Source organism: Embleya sp. NPDC025285 (genome assembly GCF_055558835.1).
The window spans coordinates 151,021-175,458 of the sequence record NZ_JBVHLU010000003.1 but is presented as its reverse complement, the minus strand read 5'-3'; the positions used below and the strand labels follow the sequence as shown (position 1 = coordinate 175,458).

Genomic DNA, 24,438 nt, shown 5'->3' with positions numbered 1-24,438 from the left:
GCGGGGCCATGATGCCATGTGGCCTTGCGGGCGACGGGGGTGGAGCACGGTTGGCCTCATGCGCCGGCCGGGCTGGTTCGCCTCATGCGCCGGCGGGGCTCGGTTGGCCTCATGCGCCGGCCGGGCTGGGGTGGCCTCAAGCGCCGGCCAGGCTGAGTGGCCTCAAGCGCCGGCCAGGCTGGGTGGCCTCAAACGCCGGCCAGGCTGAGTGGCCTCAAGTGCCGGCCGGGCTGAGGGCCGCGAGCGCCGGCCGGGCTGAGAGCCGCAAGCGCCGGGTGGGATGGGTGGGATCAAGCTCGGCCGGGTCGGGTGGGATCAGACGTTGGTTGGGTTGGGGGTGGGCTCGGGTGTTGGTCGGGTTGAGTGCGGCCCAGGGCTGCGATGTCTGCGGTTGGGTCGGTGGTGAGGGTTGCTGTGGTGGTGACGTGTGCTGCCGCGCGGGCCACCGGGAGGGATGTGGTGGTTGCCTCGGTGGCCAGGAGGAGGTCCTTGGCCAGTGCGGCGATGGTGAAGTCGGCGTCCGTGTAGGCCGCTTGGTCAAGGCGGTCGCGTTTGCGGGCGACCAGGCCGCCGATCGCGCTGCGCGTGAGCACGTCCAGCACGTCCGTGCGGGACAGGCCCAGGTCGGCGCCGAGTCGGATCGCGTCGTGCAGTCCGGCCGCCGCGATGCCCAGGCCCAGGTTGGCGACCAGTTTGAGGGCGGTCGCGGCGCCGACCGGTCCGGCGTACCGCCGTTCGCCCGCGTGCGACCACGCGCGCAACACCGGCTCGGCCGCCGCGACGTCCTCGGGCCCGCCCCCGGTCAGCACGGTCAACGTGCCCGCGCGGACCGCCGGCACCGAGCCCAGGACGGGCGCCTCCACGTACCGCAACCCGGCCCCGCGAGCGGCCACCGCGAGCCGGCGCGACTCGTTCGGAGCCAGCGTGGTCGCGTTGATCACCAGCGTGCCGGGCGCGGCACCGGTGACGATGCCGGCCGGACCGAGCAACACCGCCTCGGCGGCCGGCCCGTCGAAGACGAACAGCACGACGGCGTCCGCGCCCCGCACCGCGTCGGCCGCGCTCGCGGCGGTCGCCGCGCCCGGTATCGTGCGCGGCGTGCGGTTCCACACCGTCACCTCGTGTCCGGCCGCCACCAGCGCCTGTGCGCCCGCCGCGCCCATCCGTCCCAGACCACACGCGGCGATTCTCATTCGGCGGCCTCGTCCGTCTCCGGGACCAGCGCGAACGCCTCGACCTCCAGGAGCAGCTCCGGCAGGAACAGCGCGCCGACCTGGACCGCCGAACTGGCCGGCGGACGGGTCATGTCGACGAACTCGTCGCGGGCCGCGCGGACCGCCGGCAGCTGCCCGATGTCGGTGACGAAGTAGGTCAGCTTGATCACGTCGTCGAAGGTCGCGCCCGCCGCCGCCAGGCAGCGGCGCAGGTTCTCGAACACCTGCCGGGCCTGCGCGCCCGGGTCGTCCCTGCCGACCAGATTGCCGTCCTCGTCGAAGGCGACCTGCCCGGAGACCGCGATCAGCCGGCCGGTGCCGGTGACCACGTTGGTGTAGCCGTTGCCCGGCCGCACGCCCTCGGGCGCCGCGATGTGAGTGAGTCGATCCGCAGTCGTCATGCGCTCATCCTCACCCGTGCGCCATCCATCCCGCCAGCGCATCTTTCGCAGGACTGCCATGCGTGCCACGCATGGCTCTCCGTCGCCGCGCCAGTAGAGTCACCGCGCATGGACCTGCTCGCCCTGCGTTCGTTTCTGGAAGTGTGCCGCCACGGCTCGATCAGCGCCGCCGCGCACACGCTCGGATACACCCAGTCCGCGCTGTCCCGTCAGGTGGCGGGCCTGGAGGCGCGCCTGGGCACCGTGCTGCTGGAGCGGCACGCCCGCGGAGTGCGCAGTACGCCCGCGGGCGACGTGCTGCGCGAACACGCGGCGGCGATCCTGGCCCGGGTCGAGCGGGCCGAGGAGGAGGTGCGGGCCGCCCGGGACCGGGTCGGTACCCGGGTCCGGGTGGGCGCGGTGCCCACCGCCGCGGTATCCCTGCTGCCCGACGCGCTCACCGCGTTCACGGCCGAACTGCCGGGCGTACGGGTCACCTTCGCCGAGGACTTCTCACCCGGACTGATCCCGCGGCTACTGGACGGCGAGTTCGACGTGGCCGTGGTCACCGACTACCCGCCGGGCCTGCCCGCGCACGCGGGGATTCGGCTCACCCACGTGCTCGACGACGAACTGCGCGCCGTACTGCCCGCAGGCCACCGCCTGGCCGGGCGTGAGGTGATCGACCTGGCCGAACTCGCGGACGAGACCTGGGTGGAGGACTACGAGGGTGCCGCGGCGGTGCTCACCGGGGCATGCGCCCGGGCCGGGTTCACGCCGCGGATCGACATCGAGTGCGGTGGGTGGTTGGGCAAACAGGCGTTCGTGGTGGCCGGGTTCGGGGTGATGCTCGCGCCCGGGCTGCTGACCCGGGCGATCCACCCCGAGTTGACCCTGCACCGGCTCGCCGATCCACCCCGACGCAGCGTGTACGCGGCCCGCCCGCAGCGTCCCGACCCGGCGAGCGCGGACGCGGTGGACCGCTTCGTCGCCGCGCTCGTCCACGTGGCCGCCCACCAAGATCGTTAAGCCTGTCCGGGCAGGTTTCACCAGATCGGGCGAGAACCGATTCGTCGCCCGCTCCCGGGCGTTCGCGCGACCTAGCGTGTGCCGTGGCGAAAGGGGCGCACCGTATGCCACAACCCTTCGAACTCCCGCAGTTCTACGTGCCGTACCCGGCGCGGCTCAACCCGCATCTGGCGGGCGCGCGCGAGCATTCCAAGGCCTGGGCCCGACGGATGCGGATGATCGAGGGCTCGGACATCTGGGACGAGCACGACTTCGACTCGCACGACTACGCACTGCTGTGCGCGTACACCCATCCCGACTGCACGGGCCCGCAACTCGACCTGGTCACCGACTGGTACGTGTGGGTCTTCTTCTTCGACGACCACTTCCTGGACATCTTCAAACGCACCCACGACACGGCCGGCGCCAAGGCGTACCTCGAACGCCTGCGCGCGTTCATGCCGGTCGATCCCACCACCCCGGTCCCGGCCCCGACCAATCAGGTCGAGGAGGGACTGGCCGACCTGTGGGCGCGCACCGTACCGAGCATGTCGCAGGACTGGCGGGAGCGGTTCGCCGAGAGCACCCAGGCGCTCCTGGAGGAGTCGCTGTGGGAACTGGCGAACATCAACGAGGGCCGGGTCGCCAACCCCGTCGAGTACATCGAGATGCGGCGCAAGGTCGGCGGCGCGCCCTGGTCGGCCAACCTGGTGGAGTACGCGGCGGGCGCCGAGGTGCCCGCGGTGATCGCGGCCTCGCGCCCGATGCGGGTGCTCAAGGACACCTTCGCCGACGGCGTGCACCTGCGCAACGACCTGTTCTCGTACCAGCGCGAGGTGGAGAACGAGGGCGAAAACGCCAACGCCGTCCTGGTCTTCGAGAAGTTCCTCGGCTGCACCACGCAGGAGGCCGCCGAGGCCGTCAACGAGTTGCTCACATCGCGGCTGCACCAGTTCGAGCACACCACCTTCACCGAACTCCCGCCGCTGTTCGTGGAACACGGCCTGGACCCGCAGTCCTGCATGGATGTGATGGCCTACGTCAAGGGCCTCCAGGACTGGCAGTCGGGCGGGCACGAGTGGCACATGCGCTCCAGCCGGTACATGAACGGCGCCGGAGCGAGCGGGGATTCGACCGGTGGCCTCGGGACACCCACGGTGGCCGGGGTGTTGGCCGGGCCTCAGGGGATGGGCACCTCGGCCGCGCGGATCCTGCCGGGACTGGTCGCCGGACTGAACAGCGGGCTGCGCGGATTCACACATGTGCCCTTCCAGTCGGTCGAGCCTTACGACATCCCGGACTTCTACCTGCCGTTCGCGCCGCGACTGAACCGACACCTGGACACCTCCCGGGAGAACGTGGTCGAGTGGGCCGCGCGGATGGGCATCACGGGGGAGGGCATCTGGGACGAGCGGGCCCTGCGCGGATTCGACCTGCCGCTGTGCGCGGCGGGCATCGCGCCGGACGTGTCGCTCGAGCAACTCGACGTGGCCTCGGCGTGGTTGACGTGGGGCACCTACGGCGACGACTACTACCCGATCGTGTTCGGCCGCTCGCTCGACCAGGTCGGCGCGAAGGCCTACACCGAGCGGCTCAAGACGCTGATGCCGGTGGACGGCGAGGCGGCGCCGGTGCCGACGGACGCGCTCGAGCGCGCGCTGGCCGACCTGTGGTCGCGCACCGCCGGGCCGATGCCGCCCGCCTCGCGGCTCAGGTTCCGGCGCACCATCGAGGAAATGATGGACAGTTGGCTGTGGGAGCTGGCCAACATGGCGCTGAACCGGATCCCGGATCCGGTCGACTACATCGAGATGCGCCGCCGCACGTTCGGCTCCGATCTGACCAAGAGCCTGTCCCGGCTCTCGCACGGCGAGGTGGTGCCGGACCAGGCGTACCGCTCGCGCGCGGTACAGGCGATGGAGAACTCGGCGGCCGATTTCGGCTGGATGATCAACGACGTGTTCTCCTACCGCAAGGAGATCGAGGTCGAGGGGGAGTTGCACAACCTGCTCCTGGTGGTGCGCAACTTCTTCGGCTGCGACTTCGACCAGGCGCTGGTGATCGTGAACGACCTGATGACCTCCCGGATGCGTGAGTTCGAGCGGGTCGTGGCCGTGGAACTCCCGGCGATGTACGAGGACCTGGAGCTGACCCCGGCGGCCCGGGAGGCACTGGACGCGTACGCGGTGGCGCTCGGCGACTGGAACGCGGCGATCCTGAAATGGCATCAGGACTGCCGGCGCTACGCGGATCCCGAGCCGCTGGTGCCGTTTCCGTGGCAGGTGGCCCGGAGCCCGGCAGGCTCGGCGGGCCCCGCAGGCCCGGCAGCGGCCCGCGTGCCGGTCGAGCCGTCGGCGGTTCCCCGGGTGCGGTACGGGCCGCGTGGGCTGGGCACCTCGGCCGCCCGCGTGGCCGGCATGCGAGCGGGCGTCGCGGTGCGGTGACGTGTACGCGAGTGCGGGCGGTCCGCAGGCCGCCCGCACTCATGCCGGACGGGCCGAAGAGCGGCCCGTCCGGCAGGCGAAGGCTTCCGGTCGCGGCCGGGCCGTGCGCGCGACCCGACGCGACGCGACCGAGAGACGTGTCGTGACAGGCGGGACGCGAGGTGCGCGAGCGGGCGCCCTGCCGCGCGTCGCGGCGGGTCCGCGAGCGGCCGGGTGTACGGCTAGGCGTGTGGCGCGACCAGCGCGAGCGACGAGCCCAGCAGATGGTCGACCAGTGCCAACAACACGTCCCGGCCCGAGGACCGCACCCGCACGTCGCACGGCAGGATCGGGACGTCCGGACCGAGGTCGAGCGCGTCGCGGACCTCCGCGACCGTGTACTCCACGGCCGCGTCGAAGCGGTTGATCGCGACCACGAACGGGATGCCGCGACGCTCGAAGAAGTCGATGCTGCCGAAGCCGGCGTCCAGGCGCCGGGTGTCGACCAGCACGATCGCGCCCAGCGCGCCGATCGCCAGGTCGTCCCAGAGCGACCAGAACCGCTCCTGGCCGGGCGCGCCGAACAGGTACAGGACCAGATCCTCGGACAGCGTGATGCGACCGAAGTCGAGCGCGACCGTGGTGCGCGACTTGGCCTCGACGCCCGCGAGATCGTCCACGCCCACGCCGACCTCGGTCATCACCTCCTCGGTGTGCAGCGGCGGCACCTCGCTGACCGTGCCGACCAGGGTGGTCTTGCCGACCCCGAACCCGCCCGCGATCAGGATCTTGACCGCCGCCGCGTCCTCGGGCAGCCGGTCAGAGCCGAAGGAGACCATCACGTACCTTCTTCAACAAAGCGGGATCGGGAGTGCGGGCCAGGGCCAGCGGGGCGCGTACGGTCACCAGGCCGTCGCGCAGCAGGTCGTCGACGAGCACCTTGGTGATGCTCACCGGGAGGTCGATCAGCGCGGCCACCTCGGCGACCGCCTGCGGCTCCCGACACAGTTCCAGGATGTGCTGATGCTCGGGCTGCCGGCCGCGACTGTCGCGAACCTTGCGACGCCCACCCGAGGACTGCTCCTCGGCGGCCGCGGCCCGGCCTGCCGGCTCGTCCGGCGCGACCGTGGTGACCAGCGTGATCAGAGTCAGGTCCGCGTCGCGCACGGCCTTGGTCCGGCCGCGCGTGAGCGTGTACGGGCGCACCAGCGGACCGGCGTCCTCGTCCCAGGGCTGCTCCCAGCGGGACGTCACGCCCGGCCACCCGCCGGATCGTCGGCCTCGGCGCGTGGTCGGGTGCCGAGGTACTCGCCGACCTTCTTCACCAACATGTTCATCTCGAACGCCACCACCCCTACATCCGCGCTCTGTTCGGACAGTACGGCCAGATGCGCGCCCTTCCCCGCGGCCGTCAGGAAGAGGAACGCGTCGTCCATCTCGACCAGCGTCTGGCGCACCGAACCGCCCGCGAAGCCCCGGCCGATGCTGCGGGCCAGGCTCTGCAGCCCGGCCGCCGCGGCGGCCAACTGCTCGGCGTCGTCGCGCGGGATGCTCTCGGACCGGCTCATCAGCAGTCCGTCCTCGGACAACACGATCGCGTGCCGGGTCTGATGCACGCGCTTGACCAGATCGGTCAACAACCAGTCCAGGCGACTGTCGGTGGCGGTGGTGGCCGTGCCGCCGGCGAGATCGTGCGTGTTCGTCATGACGGTTCCCCAGGGTGCGTGGTGCTTCCGGCGACGGGGTTCGGGCCCGGTACGGGCTCGGTCCCGGTTCCGGGTTCGGTCTCGATCGCGGACTCGTCGCCGGCCGCGTTCGGTTCGGACGCCTCGCGCGCGCGTTGGCTCGCGAATCGGAACGAGGACAAGGTAGCCGCAGCTTCGCGAGGTGAGGAGGGCTTCGACCCGGTTCGCGGGTCCGGCTCGCTCGCGATGCCCGATTCGCCGTGCAACGGCATCGGCAGATTGCGCTGCCGAACCCGGCGCGGCAGCGCGCGGCGGCCGTCGGCGGTGGTCTCCTCGGCGGCCGAGCCGGCCGCCGAGGATGCGGGAGTCGGCTCGGCCCCGGCCTCGGACGCGGGAACCGTCGGTACGCGCTCCAGCGAGCGGACCACCGGATCGGGGTGCTGCCGAGCGGGCGGGCGCGTCCGGGAGACGTCCTCGTCCTCGGACTCGTGCACCGATTCGGACGCCTCGCCCGCCTCGGCCGCCGGTTCGCCCGTGGGCTCGGCGTCCGCCGTCGCCGCGAGCGCGTGCTCGAACGGTCCAACACTTACCGGCTGATCGGCGGGCGTACCCGACTCCCGGGAGATCAACTCCTCGGGCAGGAACACGATCGCCAGCGTGCCGCCGTACGGCGAGGGCCGCAGCGTCACGTCGACCCCGAGCCGGTCGGCGAGTTGCGCGACCACGAACAGGCCCATCCGCACGTCCTCGGCGAGGGCGATCACGTCGAAACTGACCGGCACCGCCAACTGCCGGTTGGCCGCCGCGTACTCGTCCGCCGACATGCCCAGCCCGCGGTCCTCGATCTCGATCGCCAGACCCTTGGCGACCGACACCGCCCGCACGTGCACGGGCGTGTCCGGCGGCGAGAACATCGCCGCGTTCTCGACGAGTTCGGCCAGCAGGTGGATCACCCCGCCCACCGCCGGACCGGACAGTTGCAGATCACGGTCGGAGTAGACCTCGACCCGGTGATAGTCCTCCACCTCGCCCACCGCGCCGCGCACCACGTCGACGATCCGCACCGGGCGACTCCAGCGCCGGCCCGGCCGGTTGCCGGTGAGCACCACGAGGTTCTCCTCGTACCGGCGCAGGCGGGTGGCCAGATGGTCGATCGTGAACAGCTCGCGCAGCAGTTCCGGATCCTGGTGGCGGCGCTCCATCGCGTCCAGCTCACCGATCTGACGGTTCACCAGGGACTGGGTGCGCAGCGCGGTGTTGACGAACACCTTGGCGAAACCCTCGCGCTGTCGAGCCAGTTGTACCGCGCCGTCCAGCGCGGCCCGCTGCGCGGCGTTGAACGCCGAGGCCACCTGGCCGATCTCGTCCCCGCTCGCCGGCACGTCCGGCGCCTCGACCGCGAGGTCGACCCGCTCACCGCGCTGCAACCGCTCGATGACCACCGGCAGCCGATGTGAGCCAAGTTCGACCGTCGCGTCGCGCAGCCGGGACAACCGCCGGCGCACCGCGCGGGTCACCCGCCAACACAACAGGGCGCCGATCAGCACGAAGCCGAGGCCGATCGCGCTGAGCAGGTACACCTGGTTCCAAGTGTCCTCGGTGGCCTGGTCGCCCGCCTCGAACACCAGGTCCACCCGGGCGAAGTCGAAGGCCGTGTTCGGCAGCGCGAGTTGATCGAACGTCTCGCGCCACTTCGCCAGCTCGGCGGGCAGCGCGATGCCGGACGCGGCGCCGCGCTGGTCCCTGGGGGTGTCCACCGCGGCGATGATCGCGTCCTCCATCGCGGCCAACTCGCGCCAGGCCGGGCTCTGGGTGAGCGCCATGTACAGCGGACGCAGCCGGTCGGGCAGGAACGGCTCGATCTCGTCCTCGAGCGTATGCCGCCGCACCCCCACGTTCTGCACGAAACCGGCGAAGTCCGGCTGGCTCAACCGCCCGCCGGGCTGCGCGAACGAGACCGTCATGTCCTCCTGCGCCATCGCCTCGCCGGCGCGGAACTGGATCACCAGGAACTGGCCCTCGAAGGTGACATCGACATCCGACGTCTCGGCCAACGCCTGCACGATGGAGATCTGGTTGGCGACCTGCTTCGTGTAGTAGCCCAACCAGCGATCCCGGCCGGTCGCGCCGGTCGCGTCCACCTGACGTCGGACGTCGGGGAGTTCGGCCAACTCCGGGGCCACTCGACCGGCCCGGTACATCACATTGCCCGGCGTTTCCGCGGCGTCGCTGTTCGCGAACGCGACGAACGACCGTACCGCCTCGTCGGTCTTGGCCCGCTGCGCGCGCAGCGCCTCGGTCGCGGCCGGCGACGGCTTGGCCATCCACGCCGCGGTCAGCCGCCGTTCGAGTTGCAGGCCGACCATCGTGTTGTAGGCGGGCGTACCGGCCCGTTCGGCCACCGAGACCTGGTGGTCCAGGCCACTCGCGTGGTCGGCCAGTCGGTAGGTGGCGATGCCCCACAGGGCGACCATCGCGACCGAGGGCACCACGGTCAGCATGACCAGCAGGGTCCGGATCGACGGCGTACGACGCGACCGCGAGCGGCCCGCTCGGGTCCGGCCGGTCCCGGGGACGCGCATCAGTTTTCTCATCGACTCTCCCGCAAGGGCAACCCGGCCCGAAATGCGGTTGCCGCGACCCGGCCGAAGGTACCGGCGGGGCACCCGACAGAATCCACGCAGTCCGCGTGGGGAACTTCCCGCCCGTGCGGCACATACCGTGCACAAAGACGATCACGCGCCGCGCCGAGGCGACACGTGATCGGGCGCACACTCGGCGATACCCCAAGGAGCGGCCCGGCATGCACACCGCGACCGGCATCGGCCGGCGGATCGCGTACTGGCGGGTACGTCGAGGCTTGACCCAGGCCGAATTCGCGCGCCTGATGGGCCGATCCGTGCGCTGGGTCGAGGACGTGGAGGCGGGCCACCGGCAGGCGGATCCGCGCCTGTCGTTGCTCACCAGGGCCGCGCGGGTGCTGCACATCGGGATCGACCGACTGCTGCCCGAGGAACCGAACCGGGAACAGCACGAGCACGATCCGCTGGGCGCGGTGCGGGCCGCGCTGCGCCGGGTGGACATCGCGCCGGCCGCCGGCCCGGGATCCGTCCGGCGGATCGATCTCGCGATGCCGCGCCGAGAGTTGAGCTACGGGTGGACCGCGTACACGGCCGCGGACTACGGGTGCCTGGATCGGGTGGTGCCGCCGGTCCTGGCGGCGACGGTGCCGATCGCGGGGGCGGTCGGGTCCGACGCGTGCGCGCGGGCCGCCGTCCGGTCCGCCGCGCTGGGCCTGGCCTCCGCCGCCGCCCAGGTGTTCGGCGACGCCGACCTGGCCTGGCGCGCGGCCGATCGGGCGATCACCGCGGCCGGGCACAGCGGCGACGCGGTGGTCCTGGCGCGTGCGGCCCATCGGCTGACCGGTGCCATGGCCTGGCACGAAGGCGCGGGGGCCGCCGTCGAGTTCGCCCTCGGGGCGGAGGCGGACCTGGCTTCGGCGCTGGACCTGCGCGGCCGGGCGGGCCGAGCGGCGCTGCGTACCCTGCGGTTGGGCGCGGCACTGGCCACGGCCCGACTCGGCGATCGCCCCGCCACCCGCGATCTGCTGGAGGGGGCCGAGCGGGCCGACCCCGGCGCGATCCAGGTGCCGCTGTACCGGGTGACCGCACACGTACTGCTGGGCGAGTACGCGCGGGCCGTCGCCGGTCGGTTCTCCCCGGACGCGCTGGCCGTCCTGCCGCGCGGTCGTCAGGCCCGGCACCTGATCGACCTCGCCCGCGCGCTCGCCGCGCTCGGCCGGCGCGGTGAGGCGGTCGGCGCGCTCCTGGAGGCGGAGGCCGCCGCGGCCCAGGAGATCCGCTGTCGGCCGCCGAATCGCCGCTTCGTCCAGGAGATCCTGCGTCTGGACTCGCCGGCGGACGGCGACGAGTCCCGGCTGCGTGCGCTGGCCGCCCGATGCGCGGGAAATGGGTCGTGGGGCCCGGAACGGGCATGGATCATGTAGAACCCGGCGCCGCCGTCGGGTCGGGTAGGACCCGACAGCACCGTCAGGCCACGTACACCGCGCATTCCCAAGGAGCCGCCGTGATCACGATCCTCTTCTTCGCCGTCGGCTTGCTCGTGGTCGTGGCCCTGATCGCGGTCGCGGTCGGCAGGCGCGGGCCCACCATGAGTCACGACGGTCTGGACATCGAGCGGGACCTGACCGGTCGGGCCGAATCCGCCGGTGGCGTCCTCGGGGTGCACACCAACCACGGGACCTTCCCCGGGGTGTAGGGGCACGGCCGGGTAGTTCGGGTGACCCCTCGGCCGCTCGACGCGCGGTCTCCGCGCGGTGTGCCGGGGGTGCGTCCGATGGTGCGTCGTACAGCCGGGCGGTGGCACGTTCGCCCGACGTGGGAGGCTGTGCACATGGGTCTGTTCACGGTCGACGAGGCACACGCGGAGTTGGCCCGGCTGATGCCGGTGCTCGACGAGCTGATCACCGTACGAGCGGACGCGGCGGAGTTGACCGCGGCGCTGGAGCGCGGCGGGGCCCGGTCCGAACTCGGCGGACTGCCCGAACTCAAGGGCATGCAGGCCCGGCTCGACGAACTGATGACGCAGATCCAGCAGACCGGCGCGGAGCTCAAGGGCTTCGCGCCGCTCCTCGTGGACTTCCCGGCCGACCTGGACGGCGTACCGGTGTTGCTGTGCTGGCTGGAGGGCGATCGTCGGCTGGGCTGGTATCACCGTGCCGACCTGGGCTTCGCGGGGCGACGTCCGTTGCCGTAGGGCCGACATTCATTCGGATTACGACAGATCCCACCAGACCTCACCGGACCTCGCCGGATCCCATCGGATCGCGTCGAATCGGGCGAATGTCACTTCGGCCGCGTAGCGTTCCCCGTGGAACGGAACGCTGCCTGGAGGTCACCCATGACGAAGTCCGTCCTGCTCGCCATCGGCACCCGCAAGGGCCTGTGGATCGGTCGCTCGCGCGACGACGGGTCCTGGGCGTACACCGGGCCGCACCACCCGATGACCGGCGTCTACTCGGTCGCGATCGACACCCGGGGGGACACGCCCCGGGTGATGGCGGGCGTCGTCCACGAGCACTTCGGCCCGGTCGTGGTCACCAGCGACGACCTCGGCGCGACCTGGCGCGAACCGGACCTGGGCCGGGTCGGCTTCCCGGCGGACGCGGGCGCCTCGGTCGAGCGGATCTGGCAACTGGTGCCGGGCTCCCGTGCCGAACCCGACGTGCTCTACGCCGGCGTCGAGCCGTCCGCGCTGTTCCGCTCCCAGGACGGCGGCCGTTCCTTCGAACTCGTCCGCGCGCTGTGGGACCACCCGCACCGGCCGCACTGGGAGGCCGGCTTCGGCGGCCAGGCGATCCACACGGTGTTGCCGCACCCCACCGACCCGCGCCGGATCACCGTCGCGATGTCCACCGGCGGGGTGTACGTCACCGAGGACGGCGGCGCGAGTTGGAACCCGTCCAACACCGGCATCCATGTGACGTTCCTGCCCGACGAGTACCCCGAGTACGGGCAGTGTGTACACAAGGTGGCCCGGCACCCGGACCGCCCCGACCGGCTGTTCCTGCAAAACCACCACGGCGTCTACCGCAGCGACGACGCGGGAGCCAGGTGGGAGTCGATCGCCGACGGCCTGCCCGCCGACTTCGGCTTCACCATCGTGGTCCACCCGCACCGCCCGGACACCGTCTATGTGGTCCCGCTCATCGCCGACGCGATGCGCTTCCCGGTGGACGGCCTGTGCCGCGTCTACCGCAGCGACGACGCGGGCAAGTCCTGGACGGCCCTGGGCGACGGCCTCCCGGACGACTTCTGGACGGCCGTGATGCGCGACGCGATGTGCACCGACGACGCCGAGGACGCGAGCCTGTATTTCGGTTCCCGCAGCGGCGAGATCTACCGGGGCCGACACGGCGGCGACCGCTGGGAACGCATCGCCCAACACCTCCCCGACGTCCTGTCCCTGCGGGCGGCGGTGATCTGAGGCGGGAGGGCGCGCGGACCACGGAGCTCGCCCGCCGGCCACGGGCTCGGACGGGCCGCATGCGACGGGGGGACGGTCCCGTGGCGGCGGGGTTCACACACGTTCACGCGACCGCAACCCGGTGGTGGCACTGTGCTCACGTCGGGCTGAGAGGGTCGTGACGTCCTCGCCTCACGCCATCGAAACGAGTCAGCGTGTCCGTCGATCTGCCTGCCGCCGTGTTGTTCGACATGGACGGGACCCTTGTCGACACCGAGCAGTTGTGGTGGGAAGCGGTCGCGGACGTGGCCGGGCGGGTCGGCTACGTGCTCGGGGAGACGGACGCGGCGGACGTGGTCGGGCACGCGATCGGGCACACCGCGGTGTACCTGCACACGGTGGTGGCCGAGGCACCGTGTGTGCACGAGCTGACGGACGCGCTGGACGCGGCGTTCACGACCAGGGTCGCGGATCGCATCGAGCCGCTGCCGGGAGTCGTCGCGCTGCTCGACGCCTTGGCCGCCGCCGAGGTGCCGCTGGCGATCGTGTCGGCGTCGCCGCGCCGGGTCGTGGACCTGGTACGGGACGTGTTGGGGTCGGCCCGGTTCGCGGTGACCGTCGCGGCCGAGGACGTGGCGCGGACCAAGCCCGACCCCGCCCCTTATCTGGCCGCGGCGACCGCGCTCGGGGTCGAGCCGAGCGCGTGCGTCGCGGTCGAGGACACCATGGTCGGCGTCACCTCGGCGGAAGCCGCCGGGTGCGCCGTCCTCGCGGTGTCCTCGACCACTGCGATCACGCCCGCACCGGGCCGCCGAGTGGTCGCGTCCCTGGCCTCGATCGAGGCCGGGGACCTGCACGCGTCCTCGGCGGCGCGGGCGTAGGGCCGCTTCCCGGTCGCGGCCTTCGGAGTGCGGCCTTCCGAGCGCGGCCTTCGGATCGCGCCGGCGCCGGCTCGGTTCAGAGTTCGGCGCAGAGCCGGTCGATCTCGTCGATCTCGGCCGCGGTCAGGTCCGGTTGCCCGACGGCGGACAGGTTCTGCTCCAACTGCCGTACGCTGCTTGCCCCGACGATCACCGACACGACCCGCTCGTCGCGCAGGATCCAGGTCAGCGCGAGCTGGGCGAGGGTCTGGCCCCGACCCTGGGCAAGCTTGTTCAGCGCGCGCAGCAGGGTCAGCCGCTCCTCGGTGAGCGCGTCCTGCTTGAGGAAGTGGCCCACCGCCATCCGCGAATCCTCGGGCACACCGTCGAGGTAGCGATCGGTCAACAGGCCCTGGGCCAGCGGTGAATAGGCGATCAGCGCGGTACCGGTCTCGCCGACCGCGTCCAGCACGCCACGCTCCGGCTCGCGGTCCAGGATCGAGTACGCCGACTGGTTGAGCAGCACGGGAGTGCCGAGGTCGCGCAGGATCGCCACCGCTTGGCGGTGCTCCTGCGGGCCGTAGTTGGAGATGCCGGCGTACAGCGCGCGCCCGGACCGAACGGCCGTGTCCAGCGCGCCCATCGTCTCCTCGAGCGGCGTCTTCGGGTCGTAGCGGTGCGAGTAGAAGACGTCGACGTAGTCGAGGCTCATCCGGGCGAGCGACTGATCCAGACTCGCCAGCAGGTACTTGCGCGACCCACCGTCGCCGTACGGCCCCGGCCACATGTCCCAGCCGGCCTTGGAGGCGATGAACATCTCGTCGCGATAGGGCCGGAAGTCGGCCCGGTAGTGCACCCCGAAGTTCGCCTCCGCCGACCCGTACGGCGGCCCGTAGTTGTTCGCCAGGTCGAAGTGCGTCACGCCGAGGTCGAAGGCCCGGCGCAGTACCGCGCGTTGCACCTCCATGGGCTGGGTGTCCCCGAAGTTGTGCCACAACCCGAGCGACACCGCGGGCAACTCGACCCCACTACGCCCGGCCCGGCGATAACGCATCGATTCGTAACGGTCATCAGCAGCAGAGTGGATCATGCCGACCATCTTCGCCTGTGCGAGCCCCGTTCGGTGCGCGATTTTCACGCCGACATCCGTGGGCACGGTGCGCGTCGGGCGGGTGCCGGTCAGAGGCCACGCACGTGAAGCATGGTGACGACCAGGACGCCGGAGCTGACCTCGTACTCGGTGATCACCCCGGCCAGTACCGCAGTGCGCCGGTCCGGGTTGCCGCGAATCGCGTCACCGTACGTACGCGGCGAGTACGACATGGAGTCGACCGCGCGGTCGAATTCCCGACGCTTCGAGGAGGACAGGGCGTTATACCCGGCGAGCGCGTTGTCCGTGTACTGGACTCGGTATTTGCTCACATTTCGACGGGTGTGCCGTCGGGGTTGTAGAGGCCGCTGTGGTCGCCGGTCGCCACCTGGGTCGTGATGGCGTCGTCGTGGGCGCGCATCTCGGGGGTCTTGGCCCAAGCGGAGGCGACGGCCGGAAGGTTGTCGATGGCGGCGTGGTCGATGTCGTGGTCGAACGCGGCCCGATCGCTCTCGGGGAGGGCGGCGCGGATGTCCGCGAGGGTGCCGGGCAGCTCGACCACGCGGCCGTTGTGGTGGGTGCGGATGACGGGTCGGTCACTCATGCGTACCAGCGTGGCACGAGGCCGCCCGTGACCGACAGTCGGCGCACACCGGCGGCGTACCCGCCTGGCAATGCGCCCCGGCGCACATCGGGCGGCGCATGCGATCGGGTATGTGCCGTACGGCATCAGCAGTGCTCGACGGATCAGGGATCGCGTTCGTTCGCTTATGGACCCTTGACACCCCCAAATCTCGCTCATAAGGTCCAGATCATTCTTTGGCAGGAACAGACGAAGACCACCTGTCGGTGGCTTCGCTGTGCCCTCCTACGCGTTAGCGCTCGCGTGTCGCCGACTGGTCCTTTTTTCCGAGGACGGGTTCATGGCACAGCAGCAGAGCGTCAGAGGCGTCAAGGACGTCGTCGCGCTCATCGACCGACTGGGAAGAATCTCCGGTCGGGCCAAGGTCATCTGGTTCCTCGTGTTCGGGGGCCTCTTCCTCGACGCGTACTCCAACGCCGCGCTCGGCGCCGGGCTCGCCCCGATGACGAAGCAGATGGAGCTGAGCAGTACTCAGGTTTCCATCCTCACCGCCACCGCGCCGGCTCTCGCCATCTTGTTCAATCCGATCGGCGGGTGGTTGGCCACCCGGATCGGGCGGGTGCCCCCACTGCTGATGGCCAAGCTGTTCGCGCTGGCCGGAGCGGTGATCGCGGCCACCGCCGACGACTTCACCGTGGTGTGGATCGGCCGGGTCCTGGTCGGTGTCGCCTACGGGGTCGACTTCGCGGTGGCGATGGCGCTGCTCGCGGAGTACACGCCCAAGTCGCTGCGCGGCCGGCTCAACCTGTGGCAGGGCATCTGGTACATCGCCACCACCGGCAACCTGCTGCTCACCCTGATCTGCTTCAAGTTCGACGTCGGTGCGGACATCTGGCGCTGGTCGGTCGGCTCGGCCGGGGTGATCGCGCTGTCCCTGTTCCTCCTCCAGTGGGCCTTCCTCGTGGAGAGCCCCACCTGGCTGGCCACCAAGGGTCGCCTGGAGGACGCGGTGCGCAACCTGCGCCGGATCTACGGGATCGAGGCCGTCGCCGCGAAGCCTGCCGCCGCGGGAGCCGTGCACGACGACGCGGACGCGGACGAGGTGCCGCCGAACGTGGGCATGAAGCAGGCCGGGATCCTGTTCCGCGGCAAGTACCTGCCGCGCACGCTGCTCTCCTCGGCCATCTCGCTCGGCCAGTCCATGCAGTACTTCGCGGTCGGCTGGTACCTGCCGGTGATCAGCCTGGCGATCTTCGGCAACAGCTTCGAAAAGGCCACGATCGGCTCGATGGTGTTCAACGCCTTCGGCATCGTCGGCGGCATCCTGTCCGCGTGGTTCGCCCGCAAGCTCGGCCTGCGGGTCAGCTCGGCGATCGGCTTCGGCGGCGTGTTCGTGATGCTGGTCGGGATGGGCCTGACCTTCGACCGGGTGCCGACCTGGATCGCGTTCATCCTCCCGGCGATGTTCATCTTCTGTCACTCGGCCGGTCCCGGCGCCAACGGCAAGTCGATCGCCGCGCTGTCCTACCGCAGTGAGGTGCGCACGCTGGGCACCGGCGTCACCGGGATGATCGGCAGCTTCGGCAGCGTGGCGGGGCTGTACCTGTTCCCGCAGATCAAGGACGGCATCGGGCTGGACAAGACGTTCCTGGTCCTGGCGATCGTGCCGCTGCTGGGCCTGCTCACGTGCCTGGCGATCAAGTGGGACCCGACCCGGGCGATCTCGCCCGACGAGGACCCGGACGTGCCGACCCTGACCGGGCAGCCCGGGCATCCGGCGGACCCCGCGAATCCCGCGAATCCCGCGTTGGTCACCCGCTGACGGAGACCTCCCGCGAAAGACTCGCACGCGGAGATCGCAATCGGATATTTCGGACCGAAAGGGCTGTGATGACGAAGACGTTGCACGCTCCCGGACGGCGCCTCGGCATCCTGTCCGTGGACGAGGGCACCACGGGGACCCGGGCCGGAGTCGTGCTGGACTCCGGGACGGTGGGCCACGTGGCGTACCGGCAGATCGCGGTGCGGCATCCCGACGAACACTCGGTCGAACAGGACCCGGTGGAGATCTGGACCGCCACCCTGACCGCCTGCCGCGAGGCGCTGGCCTGGGGGCGGGCGAACGATGTCGAGATCGTCGCACTCGCGCTGTCCACCCAGCGGGCCACCGCGATGTTGTGGGATTCGCGCACCGGCCGGCCGCTGGTGCCGGCCTGTGTGTGGCAGGACCGGCGCTACGCCCGGGACCTGCTCGCCTACGAGGCCGCATGGGACGAGCCGCTGACCGCGCGGCTCGGCCGGCCGGTGGGCAGCAGGGCGCCGTTCCTGTGGGCCGCCCGGCAGATCGCCGAAGTGCCCGACGTGGCCGCCTCGTACGCGGCCGGGACGCTGTTGTTCGGCACCGTGGACACCTGGCTGGCCTGGAAGTTCACCGCCGGCGCGGCGCACGCCGTCTCGGCGAGCAACGCCGGTTCGGCCGGCGCCTACCTGCTTCGCGAACACGCCTGGGACCGCGAGTGGATCGAGCAACTGGGCTACCCGCTCGACCTGTTGCCCGACCTGTTCGCCGACGACGACCAGGGCTACGGTCGCACCGACCCCGAACTCCTGGGCGTTGAACTGCCGTTGGCCGCCGTCATGGGTGACCAGCACGCCGCGCTGATCGCGCTCGGCGGACTGGCGGCCGGGCAGGGCATGTGCGTGTACGGCACCGGCACGTTCGTGGACGCGGCCACCGGGGACACTCCCGCGTTGCCGATCCCCGGCGTGACCGGCGTGCTGGCTCAACCCGGCCGGCGGCAGGGCGAGAAGACGCACTTCAGCCTGGAGGCGTACTGCTCGACCACCGGGTCCGCGCTGCGCTGGTTGTGCGACGACCTCGGCTTCTTCGCCTCGCCCGCGGAGATCGGCGAACTCGCCGCCCAGGCACGGGAACAGGGTGGATCGAGTCGGCGCGAGTGGTTTGTGCCCGCGCTCGCCGGCATCCGCACCCCCGCGTGGCGGCCCGAGGCGCGGGCCGCGCTCAGCGGCCTGACCCTGGCCACCACGCGGGCCGACGTGGCCCGCGCCGTGCTGGACGGGATCGCGCACTCGGTGTGCGATCTGATCGACGGCGTCGCCGAGACCATGCGCGCGCCGTTCGGGCGACTGCGCGTGGGCGGCGGCGTGGCCGGCAGCGACACGCTGATGCGGCTCCAGGCGGACCTCGTCGGCCTGCCGCTGGAGCGCGCCGCGGACTCGGCGACCGCGAGCCTGCGCGGCACCGCCTATCTGGCCGGCGTCCGCGAGGGCCTGTGGTCCTCGCTCGAAGAGGTGGTCGAGGCGCAGCCGCGCGGCCGAATCTTCGAACCCACCACCACCCCCGAACAACGCGCGGAGCAACGGGCCGCGTGGCGGACCGTGCTCGCGCCGCACCTCGACTGAGGCGCGGGCCCGCGCCACCCACCGGGCCGGCCGTGCGACCACCCGCAGCGCGGTTCGGCCCGAGACCACCCGCCCGAGACCACCCGCCCGAGGCCACCCGAGACCCGGGCGGCCCGGCCCAGGCCGGCCACCCCCGGCCATCCACCCCAAGCCATCCACCCCCGGCCGGCCGCGAGGCCACCCGCACCACGTACCACCCGACGGTCCGGTCATCGAACCGTCGGACAGATTCCAGGAGTTGATGTTGTGATCACCTTGCCCGCCCGCAAGCCTCGGCGTGCGCCGGCGGCGGCCACGAGAGGGAAGCCGCTGCTTCTCGACCGCAGCCGGGCCAAGCGCCGACTGGCGGACCACGTGTTCGACGTGCTCGTGATCGGCGGCGGCGTCACCGGCGCCTACGCCGCCCTCGACGCGGCCTCGCGCGGTCTGGACGTGGCCCTGGTGGAGAAGGACGACTTCGCCTCGGGTACCTCCTCCAAGTCGTCCAAGATGGTGCACGGCGGCCTGCGCTACATCGAGCAGGGCAACGTCAACCTGGTCCGGCACTCGCTCCTGGAGCGGCACCGCTTTCGCAAGAACGCGCCGCACCTGGTGCACCGGCTGCCGTTCCTGTTCCCGATCCTGGAGAAGGAGGGCGTCTTCGACGCCCGACTGGCCAAGGGCTTCGAGGGTCTGCTGTGGACCTACGACCTGGTCGGCGGCTGGCGGATCGGCAAGCTGCACCAGCGGCTGACCGTCGACGAGGTGCTCGCACACGCCCCCACGCTGCGCGCGGACCACCTCCGGGGTGGCCTGATGTACTTCGACGGGCGCGCCGACGACGCGCGACTGGTCCTCACCATCGTGCGTACCGCCGCCGCGCTCGGCGCCACCGTGCTCAACGGCGCCAAGGTGGACCGGGTGCTGGACGAGCGCGGTCGCGCGGCGGGTGCCCGGATCGAGGTGGACGGCGAGCGGTTCGACGTGCGCGCCGCCGCGGTGGTCAACGCGACCGGCGTGTGGAGCGACGCGGTCGACGCGATGGCCGACCCCGGACACGACCCGCGGGTACGGCCCGCCAAGGGCGTACACATCGTGGTGCCGTGGAGCAAGGTCCGGATCGACTGCACGGTCACCGTGCCGATCCCGGGCCGGGCCCGGCGCGCCACCTGCACCCGGTGGGGCGACTCGGTCGTGCTGGGCACCACCGACGAGGACTACCAGGGTTCCGTCGACGACGTGCATTGCACCCGCCCGGAGATGGAGTTCCTGCTGGAGGGCGCGAACACCGCGTTCGAGGGCAAGCTCACCCCGGACGACGTGGTCGGCAGCATCGGCGGCCTGCGTCCGCTGGTGGGCAAGAAGGAGGGCGCCACCCTCGACATGAGCCGCGACCACCACATCGACGTCGGACGCGGCGGCATGGTCACCGTCACCGGCGGCAAGCTCACCACCAGCCGGCACATGGGCGAACTGGTGATCGACAAGGTGATGGAGGTACTCGGCCGCAAGGGCCGCAGCCGCACCGCCAACCTGCCGCTGATCGGCGGCGCCGGCTACGACGCCGAGGCGGTCGCCGCATCCGGCGGCCTGGCCGCGCACCTGGGCGAGCGCTACGGCACCGAGGCGCGCTTCGTCTCCGACCTGCTCGCCGAGGACGCCACGCTGGCCGAGCCGGTGGTCGCGGGCATGCCGTACATCCGGGCCGAGGTGGTCTACGCGGCCCGCTCGGAGATGGCCCGTTCGGTGGACGACGTGCTCTCCCGCCGTACCCGCTCGCGCCTGTTCGCGCGCGACGCCTCGGCCGCCGCCGCGCCCGAGGTCGGCCGCCTGCTCGGCGCCGAACTGGGCCTGTCCGCGGCGCAGATCGAGCGGCAGGTCGCGGACTACCTCGCGGCCGTCCGGCACGAGAAGGCGGTCCTGCTCGGCGAGTCCGAGGGACCGACGGCACCCGCAGCACCCGCAGCACCCGCAACGCTCGACGCACCCCAAGGAGCAGTGAAGTGATCAGCAGGCAGACCATCACCAACCCGTTCAACCGCGGCGACTACATCGTCGGCGCGCCCACACCGCCCAAATGGGCCCGCAACACCCCGGTCGGCGACGGCGACGCCTCGCTCCAGGGCGCCGTCGTCGAGGTCCCCGAGTCGGTGATCGAGGACCTGCGCGGCGTCGCCAAGGCCGTGTACACCGACCGCGCCGACGTGGTCGCCCGCACCCGCGACTGGTGGGCGGGCACCATGATCGGCGAGACCGACGGCCGCCCGGCCACCCCGGACGCGGTCGTGGTCGAGGTGGTCGACGCCGACCAGGTCGCCGCCGTCCTGCGGATCTGCAACGCGGCCGGCATCCCGGTCACCGCCTCCGCCGGCCGCAGCAACGTCACCGGCGCGGCCCTGCCCGTGCACGGCGGCGTCGTGCTCGACCTGTGCGCACTGAACCGGATCGTGTCGTTCGACGCCGAGTCGCTCGTCGTCGACGTGGAAGCCGGCATGTTCGGCGACCTGTTCGAAAAGGAACTCCAGGAGACCTACGGCGCCACCACCGGCCACTGGCCGTCCGCGTTCGCCGTCTCCACCGTCGGGGGCTGGATCGCCTGCCGCGGCGCCGGTCAACTCTCCACGCGCTACGGCAAGATCGAGGACATGGTCGTCGGCATCGACGTCGTGCACGCCGACGGCACCCGGGCCACCTACGGCGACTACCCGCGCGCCGCCACCGGCCCCGACCTGCGGCAGATCTTCATCGGCTCGGAGGGCACGCTCGGCGTGATCACCTCCGCCCGGATCCGGGTGCACCCGCTGCCCACCTACGCCAAGGCGCTCGCGTTCGGCTTCGAGACCTTCGCCGAGGGCCTGGACGCGTGCCGCAAGATCATGCAGCGCGGCGCCACCCCTGCCGTGCTGCGCCTGTACGACAAGCTGGAGAGCGGGGTGCACTTCGACCACCCCGAGACCAACCTGCTGCTGATCGCGGACGAGGGCGACCCGATCCTGGTCGACGCGATGCTGAAGGTCAGCGAGGAGGTCTGCCTCGCCTACGGTCCGGAACTGGACAGCGACGCGGTGTTCGAGCGCTGGCTCAAGGACCGGATGCTGGTCGGCAAGTCCTCCGACGGCTTCACCCCCGGCCCCGGCTTCGTCGCCGACACGCTGGAGATCGCCGGGTCGTGGACCGCGCTGGCCGAGGTGTACGACGAGGTGGTCGCGGCGATCCAGTCGGTGCCGGGCACGCTGGCCGCGTCCGCGCATCAGTCGCACGCGTACACCGACGGCGCGTGTGTGTACTTCTCGCTGCGCGGCGACGTGGACCGGCCCAGGCGGCGCGAGTGGTACCGCGCCGTGTGGGACGCGGCCAACGAGGTGCTGATCCGCCAAGGCGCGGCGCTGAGCCACCACCACGGCTGCGGCCTGCTGCGCGGTCCGTACCTGCCGGCCGCGCTCGGCGCCGGCTTCGACACGTTCGCCAAGGTCAAGGACACCCTGGACCCGGTCGGAATACTCAATCCTGGCAAACTGGGCCTTCCCGACCGCTTCGACGCGTGAGGCGGACCAGACCCGACGCAGGTAGGTCATGAACGCCAGTCAACGCCCCGCGAGCGGGCCCCGAATGTCCTCCGTGCTGTCCTCCGCCTTCGCCGAGGTCCCGGTCATCGCGTCGATCATCGGACCCCAGCGATTGCAAAACTTCCTCGGCGCGCCGGCGAAGGTGTGCATCCTCGCGTCCATCCCGGTCGGGCAGTTGCCGAACATCGTGCAGCTGCTCGGCAAGGCGGGCAAGACGGTGTTCGTCAACGTGGACAGTTGCCCGGGCCTGGCCCAGGACAAGGGCGCCCTGGAGTTCCTCAAGGCGATGGGCGCGCACGGCATGGTCAGCACCCGGCTCTCGCTGATGGAGAAGGGCCGCCCGCTCGGGCTGCTGACCATGCAGAAAGTGTTCGTGACCGACCGCTCCAACATGCGCCGCAGCACCGACGCGATCGCCCGCGGCGGACCCGATCTGGTCGAGATCATGCCGTCGGTGATCGTGGCCCGGATGACCCCCGAGGCCAAGCGCGCGATGTCGCCGTTCGTCGCCGCCGGCTTCGTGGAGACCGCCGAGGACGCGGCCGCCGCGCTCGCGCTCGGCGCGGTCGCGGTGGCCACGTCCGACCCCCGGTTGTGGGACCTGCGCCGCGACACGCTCGCGGCGCTCGGGTCCGCGACCCGCCCAAGCGCATCCCAGGCAAGTGCAATCCAGGCAAGTAGGAGAAACACATCGTGAGTTACGTCGTCGTCGCCCGCTACCGCACGAACCCCGACACGTACGAGCGGGTCCTGACGCTGCTCGACGAGATGACCCGGTGCTCGCTGACCGAGCCCGGTTGCCGCGGCTACCGCGTGCACCAAGGCGTCGAGGACCCGCGGACGATCGTGTTGTATGAGGAGTACGACGCCGAGGCCGACTTCACCGCGCACTGCGCCTCCGAGCACTTCCGCGACATCGTGCTCGGGCAGGTGGTGCCGCTGTTGGAGAGCCGGGACGTCGTCCGGCTCAACCCCCGGGCCGCCGCGGTGAGCGTCGACGAGGCCGCCCGGTGAGGACCAGGGCAGCCGTCCTGCGCGGGATATCGCGGGAACGTCCGTATCAGGCGAGCCGACCCGTCGTGATCGAGGAACTCGAACTCGGCGACCCGCGCGAGGGCGAGGTGCTGGTCCGGATCGCCGCGGCGAGCCTGTGCCACTCCGACCTGTCCGTGGTCAACGGCGACCGGGTCCGGCCGCTGCCGATGGCACTCGGGCACGAGGCGGTCGGCGTGGTCGAGGCGATCGGGCCCGGCGTGGACCGGGTCGCGACGGGCGAGCACGTCGCACTCGTGTTCGTGCCCAGCTGCGGCCACTGCAGGCGCTGCGACGAGGGCCGGCCGGCGCTGTGCTCGGCCGCCGCGACGGCGAACGGCTCGGGCGGGCTGCTGCACGGACCCGCGCTGCTGCGGGATGCCGCGGGCGAGGTGGTGCACCACCAGCTCGGGGTGTCCGCGTTCGCCGAATTCGCGGTGGTGGCCCAGGAGTCGGTGGTACCGATCCCGCGCGACGTGCCTTTCGAGGTGGCCTCGATGTTCGGCTGCGCGGTGCTCACCGGCGCGGGCGCGGTGATCAACACGGCGCAGGTACGTCCCGGCCAGTCGGTCGCGGTGTTCGGCCTCGGCGGGGTCGGGCTGTCCGCGGTGCTCGGCGCGCGGGCGGCCGGCGCGTACCCGATCGTCGCGGTCGACCCGGTGCCGGCCAAGCGCGAACTCGCGCTGCGCCTGGGCGCCTCGCACGCGTACGACCCGGCCGACGCGGTCACCGCGATCCGCGACCTCACCGACGGCGGCCCGGACGTCGCGATCGAGGCGGTCGGCAGCGCGGCCGTGGTCGCGGACTGCCTGGCTGCGGTGGACCGCGGCGGCCGGGTGGTCTCGGTCGGCCTGCCCGGGCCCGGCCGCAGACTGGACGCGGTGCCGGCCCTGGTTTTCGCGGGCGAGGGCAAATCGCTGCTCGGCTCCTACATGGGCGACGCGGTGCCGCGCCGCGACATCCCGCGGTACCTGGCCCTGTGGCGGGCCGGCCTGATGCCGGTCGAGCAGTTGCACACCGGGACGGTGGCGCTGACCGACCTCAACGAGGCGATGGAGGCGCTGGCGAGCGGCGAGGCGATCCGGCAGGTGATCCGGACGGGGGCGTAAGGGGTGGGGTGAGCGCCGGTGTCCCCGCCGGGCCCGGTGTCCGGTTTCGGGTGTGTCCTCGCTTGGTCCCACCACCCGGTCCGGTGTCATCTTCGGTGCGG

The 24,438-nt window shown here is 71.7% G+C and carries 23 protein-coding genes; 14 read left to right on the top strand and 9 right to left on the bottom strand.

Features of this window, described 5'->3' with window-relative positions; genetic code table 11:
- Positions 1-290 precede the first annotated feature (290 nt).
- The gene (locus tag ACZ4FV_RS03590; protein WP_465321734.1) at positions 291-1,193 is read right to left on the bottom strand and encodes an NAD(P)-dependent oxidoreductase; all 903 of its coding nucleotides are present in this window, start codon (positions 1,191-1,193) and stop codon (positions 291-293) included.
- A complete protein-coding gene (locus ACZ4FV_RS03585; RefSeq protein WP_402232324.1) occupies positions 1,190-1,615 on the bottom strand; it encodes a RidA family protein in 426 nt (141 codons plus the stop codon). The genes ACZ4FV_RS03590 and ACZ4FV_RS03585 overlap by 4 nt, the downstream gene beginning before the upstream one ends.
- Before the next feature lie 108 nt (positions 1,616-1,723).
- On the opposite strand from ACZ4FV_RS03585, the gene ACZ4FV_RS03580 reads away from it, so the two are divergent.
- Both ACZ4FV_RS03580 and ACZ4FV_RS03575 read left to right on the top strand, forming a co-directional pair.
- Positions 1,724-2,623 carry a LysR family transcriptional regulator gene (locus ACZ4FV_RS03580; RefSeq protein ID WP_395865826.1) on the top strand — a complete coding sequence of 300 codons (900 nt, stop codon included), beginning with the start codon at positions 1,724-1,726 and terminating at the stop codon, positions 2,621-2,623.
- Positions 2,624-2,727: 104 nt separating this feature from the next.
- A complete protein-coding gene (locus tag ACZ4FV_RS03575) occupies positions 2,728-5,046 on the top strand; it encodes a terpene synthase family protein (RefSeq protein WP_465321732.1) in 2,319 nt (772 codons plus the stop codon).
- Positions 5,047-5,267: 221 nt separating this feature from the next.
- Here the strand turns inward: ACZ4FV_RS03575 and ACZ4FV_RS03570 are convergent, their stop codons facing one another.
- The 4 genes from ACZ4FV_RS03570 to ACZ4FV_RS03555 are packed head-to-tail and all read right to left on the bottom strand — an operon-like array spanning position 5,268 to position 9,304.
- Entirely contained in the window at positions 5,268-5,864 is a 597-nt protein-coding gene (locus ACZ4FV_RS03570; protein WP_395865821.1) for a GTP-binding protein, read from the bottom strand.
- Positions 5,845-6,279 (bottom strand): DUF742 domain-containing protein, encoded by a 435-nt coding sequence (locus tag ACZ4FV_RS03565; RefSeq protein WP_395865819.1) that lies wholly within the window; start codon positions 6,277-6,279, stop codon positions 5,845-5,847. The genes ACZ4FV_RS03570 and ACZ4FV_RS03565 overlap by 20 nt, the downstream gene beginning before the upstream one ends.
- Entirely contained in the window at positions 6,276-6,731 is a 456-nt protein-coding gene (locus ACZ4FV_RS03560) for a roadblock/LC7 domain-containing protein (RefSeq protein ID WP_395865817.1), read from the bottom strand. The genes ACZ4FV_RS03565 and ACZ4FV_RS03560 overlap by 4 nt, the downstream gene beginning before the upstream one ends.
- Positions 6,728-9,304 carry a sensor histidine kinase gene (locus tag ACZ4FV_RS03555; RefSeq protein WP_465321729.1) on the bottom strand — a complete coding sequence of 859 codons (2,577 nt, stop codon included), beginning with the start codon at positions 9,302-9,304 and terminating at the stop codon, positions 6,728-6,730. Before ACZ4FV_RS03555 ends, ACZ4FV_RS03560 begins: the two co-directional genes overlap by 4 nt.
- Before the next feature lie 209 nt (positions 9,305-9,513).
- Here ACZ4FV_RS03555 and ACZ4FV_RS03550 point away from each other — a divergent pair, with 209 nt between their 5' ends.
- From ACZ4FV_RS03550 to ACZ4FV_RS03530, 5 genes are all read left to right on the top strand, one after another.
- Positions 9,514-10,716, top strand: a complete 1,203-nt coding sequence (locus ACZ4FV_RS03550) for a helix-turn-helix transcriptional regulator (RefSeq protein WP_395865813.1) — start codon at positions 9,514-9,516, stop codon at positions 10,714-10,716.
- 80 nt (positions 10,717-10,796) lie between these two features.
- Positions 10,797-10,988 carry a hypothetical protein gene (locus tag ACZ4FV_RS03545; protein ID WP_395865811.1) on the top strand — a complete coding sequence of 64 codons (192 nt, stop codon included), beginning with the start codon at positions 10,797-10,799 and terminating at the stop codon, positions 10,986-10,988.
- Between the two features lie 135 nt (positions 10,989-11,123).
- The gene (locus ACZ4FV_RS03540) at positions 11,124-11,486 is read left to right on the top strand and encodes a DUF2203 domain-containing protein (RefSeq protein WP_395865809.1); all 363 of its coding nucleotides are present in this window, start codon (positions 11,124-11,126) and stop codon (positions 11,484-11,486) included.
- A 144-nt stretch (positions 11,487-11,630) separates the two neighbouring features.
- Positions 11,631-12,716, top strand: a complete 1,086-nt coding sequence (locus tag ACZ4FV_RS03535; protein WP_395865808.1) for a WD40/YVTN/BNR-like repeat-containing protein — start codon at positions 11,631-11,633, stop codon at positions 12,714-12,716.
- A 194-nt stretch (positions 12,717-12,910) separates the two neighbouring features.
- Complete coding sequence (locus ACZ4FV_RS03530) at positions 12,911-13,576, top strand: HAD family hydrolase (protein WP_395865805.1); 666 nt, start codon at positions 12,911-12,913, stop codon at positions 13,574-13,576.
- A gap of 76 nt (positions 13,577-13,652) precedes the next feature.
- Here ACZ4FV_RS03530 and ACZ4FV_RS03525 read toward each other — a convergent pair whose 3' ends face one another.
- The 3 genes from ACZ4FV_RS03525 to ACZ4FV_RS03515 form a co-directional block, all read right to left on the bottom strand.
- A complete protein-coding gene (locus ACZ4FV_RS03525; RefSeq protein ID WP_402232314.1) occupies positions 13,653-14,645 on the bottom strand; it encodes an aldo/keto reductase in 993 nt (330 codons plus the stop codon).
- An 89-nt stretch (positions 14,646-14,734) separates the two neighbouring features.
- The gene (locus tag ACZ4FV_RS03520; RefSeq protein WP_395865804.1) at positions 14,735-14,977 is read right to left on the bottom strand and encodes a hypothetical protein; all 243 of its coding nucleotides are present in this window, start codon (positions 14,975-14,977) and stop codon (positions 14,735-14,737) included.
- Entirely contained in the window at positions 14,974-15,249 is a 276-nt protein-coding gene (locus tag ACZ4FV_RS03515; RefSeq protein WP_395865802.1) for a hypothetical protein, read from the bottom strand. Before ACZ4FV_RS03515 ends, ACZ4FV_RS03520 begins: the two co-directional genes overlap by 4 nt.
- 319 nt (positions 15,250-15,568) lie before the next feature.
- Here ACZ4FV_RS03515 and ACZ4FV_RS03510 point away from each other — a divergent pair, with 319 nt between their 5' ends.
- The 7 genes from ACZ4FV_RS03510 to ACZ4FV_RS03480 all read left to right on the top strand — a co-directional run bounded on the left by ACZ4FV_RS03510 (position 15,569) and on the right by ACZ4FV_RS03480 (position 24,337).
- On the top strand, positions 15,569-17,050 hold the full coding sequence (locus ACZ4FV_RS03510; protein ID WP_402232311.1) for an MFS transporter: 1,482 nt from the start codon (positions 15,569-15,571) through the stop codon (positions 17,048-17,050).
- A 68-nt stretch (positions 17,051-17,118) separates the two neighbouring features.
- Positions 17,119-18,651 carry an FGGY family carbohydrate kinase gene (locus ACZ4FV_RS03505; RefSeq protein ID WP_465321725.1) on the top strand — a complete coding sequence of 511 codons (1,533 nt, stop codon included), beginning with the start codon at positions 17,119-17,121 and terminating at the stop codon, positions 18,649-18,651.
- Between the two features lie 246 nt (positions 18,652-18,897).
- Positions 18,898-20,637, top strand: coding sequence for a glycerol-3-phosphate dehydrogenase/oxidase (locus tag ACZ4FV_RS03500; protein ID WP_402232309.1), 1,740 nt, complete (start codon positions 18,898-18,900; stop codon positions 20,635-20,637).
- Positions 20,634-22,175, top strand: coding sequence for an FAD-binding oxidoreductase (locus ACZ4FV_RS03495; protein ID WP_395865793.1), 1,542 nt, complete (start codon positions 20,634-20,636; stop codon positions 22,173-22,175). The genes ACZ4FV_RS03500 and ACZ4FV_RS03495 overlap by 4 nt, the downstream gene beginning before the upstream one ends.
- Positions 22,176-22,203: 28 nt before the next feature.
- Positions 22,204-22,893, top strand: coding sequence for a glycerol-3-phosphate responsive antiterminator (locus tag ACZ4FV_RS03490; protein ID WP_395865791.1), 690 nt, complete (start codon positions 22,204-22,206; stop codon positions 22,891-22,893).
- On the top strand, positions 22,890-23,210 hold the full coding sequence (locus ACZ4FV_RS03485) for a putative quinol monooxygenase (RefSeq protein WP_395865789.1): 321 nt from the start codon (positions 22,890-22,892) through the stop codon (positions 23,208-23,210). Before ACZ4FV_RS03490 ends, ACZ4FV_RS03485 begins: the two co-directional genes overlap by 4 nt.
- A complete protein-coding gene (locus ACZ4FV_RS03480; protein WP_465321723.1) occupies positions 23,207-24,337 on the top strand; it encodes a zinc-binding dehydrogenase in 1,131 nt (376 codons plus the stop codon). Before ACZ4FV_RS03485 ends, ACZ4FV_RS03480 begins: the two co-directional genes overlap by 4 nt.
- Positions 24,338-24,438 lie beyond the last annotated feature (101 nt).

Bases quoted from the DNA above. Each gene is read 5' to 3' on its own strand.
- ACZ4FV_RS03550 (WP_395865813.1), top strand. From the start codon at position 9,514: ATGCACACCGCGACCGGCATCGGCCGGCGGATCGCGTACTGGCGGGTA.
- ACZ4FV_RS03560 (WP_395865817.1), bottom strand. From the start codon at position 6,731: ATGACGAACACGCACGATCTCGCCGGCGGCACGGCCACCACCGCCACC.
- ACZ4FV_RS03515 (WP_395865802.1), bottom strand. From the start codon at position 15,249: ATGAGTGACCGACCCGTCATCCGCACCCACCACAACGGCCGCGTGGTC.
- ACZ4FV_RS03525 (WP_402232314.1), bottom strand. From the start codon at position 14,645: ATGATCCACTCTGCTGCTGATGACCGTTACGAATCGATGCGTTATCGC.
- ACZ4FV_RS03555 (WP_465321729.1), bottom strand. From the start codon at position 9,304: ATGAGAAAACTGATGCGCGTCCCCGGGACCGGCCGGACCCGAGCGGGC.
- ACZ4FV_RS03570 (WP_395865821.1), bottom strand. From the start codon at position 5,864: ATGGTCTCCTTCGGCTCTGACCGGCTGCCCGAGGACGCGGCGGCGGTC.
- ACZ4FV_RS03590 (WP_465321734.1), bottom strand. From the start codon at position 1,193: ATGAGAATCGCCGCGTGTGGTCTGGGACGGATGGGCGCGGCGGGCGCA.
- ACZ4FV_RS03540 (WP_395865809.1), top strand. From the start codon at position 11,124: ATGGGTCTGTTCACGGTCGACGAGGCACACGCGGAGTTGGCCCGGCTG.
- ACZ4FV_RS03510 (WP_402232311.1), top strand. From the start codon at position 15,569: ATGGCACAGCAGCAGAGCGTCAGAGGCGTCAAGGACGTCGTCGCGCTC.
- ACZ4FV_RS03490 (WP_395865791.1), top strand. From the start codon at position 22,204: ATGAACGCCAGTCAACGCCCCGCGAGCGGGCCCCGAATGTCCTCCGTG.
- ACZ4FV_RS03505 (WP_465321725.1), top strand. From the start codon at position 17,119: ATGACGAAGACGTTGCACGCTCCCGGACGGCGCCTCGGCATCCTGTCC.
- ACZ4FV_RS03575 (WP_465321732.1), top strand. From the start codon at position 2,728: ATGCCACAACCCTTCGAACTCCCGCAGTTCTACGTGCCGTACCCGGCG.
- ACZ4FV_RS03535 (WP_395865808.1), top strand. From the start codon at position 11,631: ATGACGAAGTCCGTCCTGCTCGCCATCGGCACCCGCAAGGGCCTGTGG.
- ACZ4FV_RS03585 (WP_402232324.1), bottom strand. From the start codon at position 1,615: ATGACGACTGCGGATCGACTCACTCACATCGCGGCGCCCGAGGGCGTG.
- ACZ4FV_RS03580 (WP_395865826.1), top strand. From the start codon at position 1,724: ATGGACCTGCTCGCCCTGCGTTCGTTTCTGGAAGTGTGCCGCCACGGC.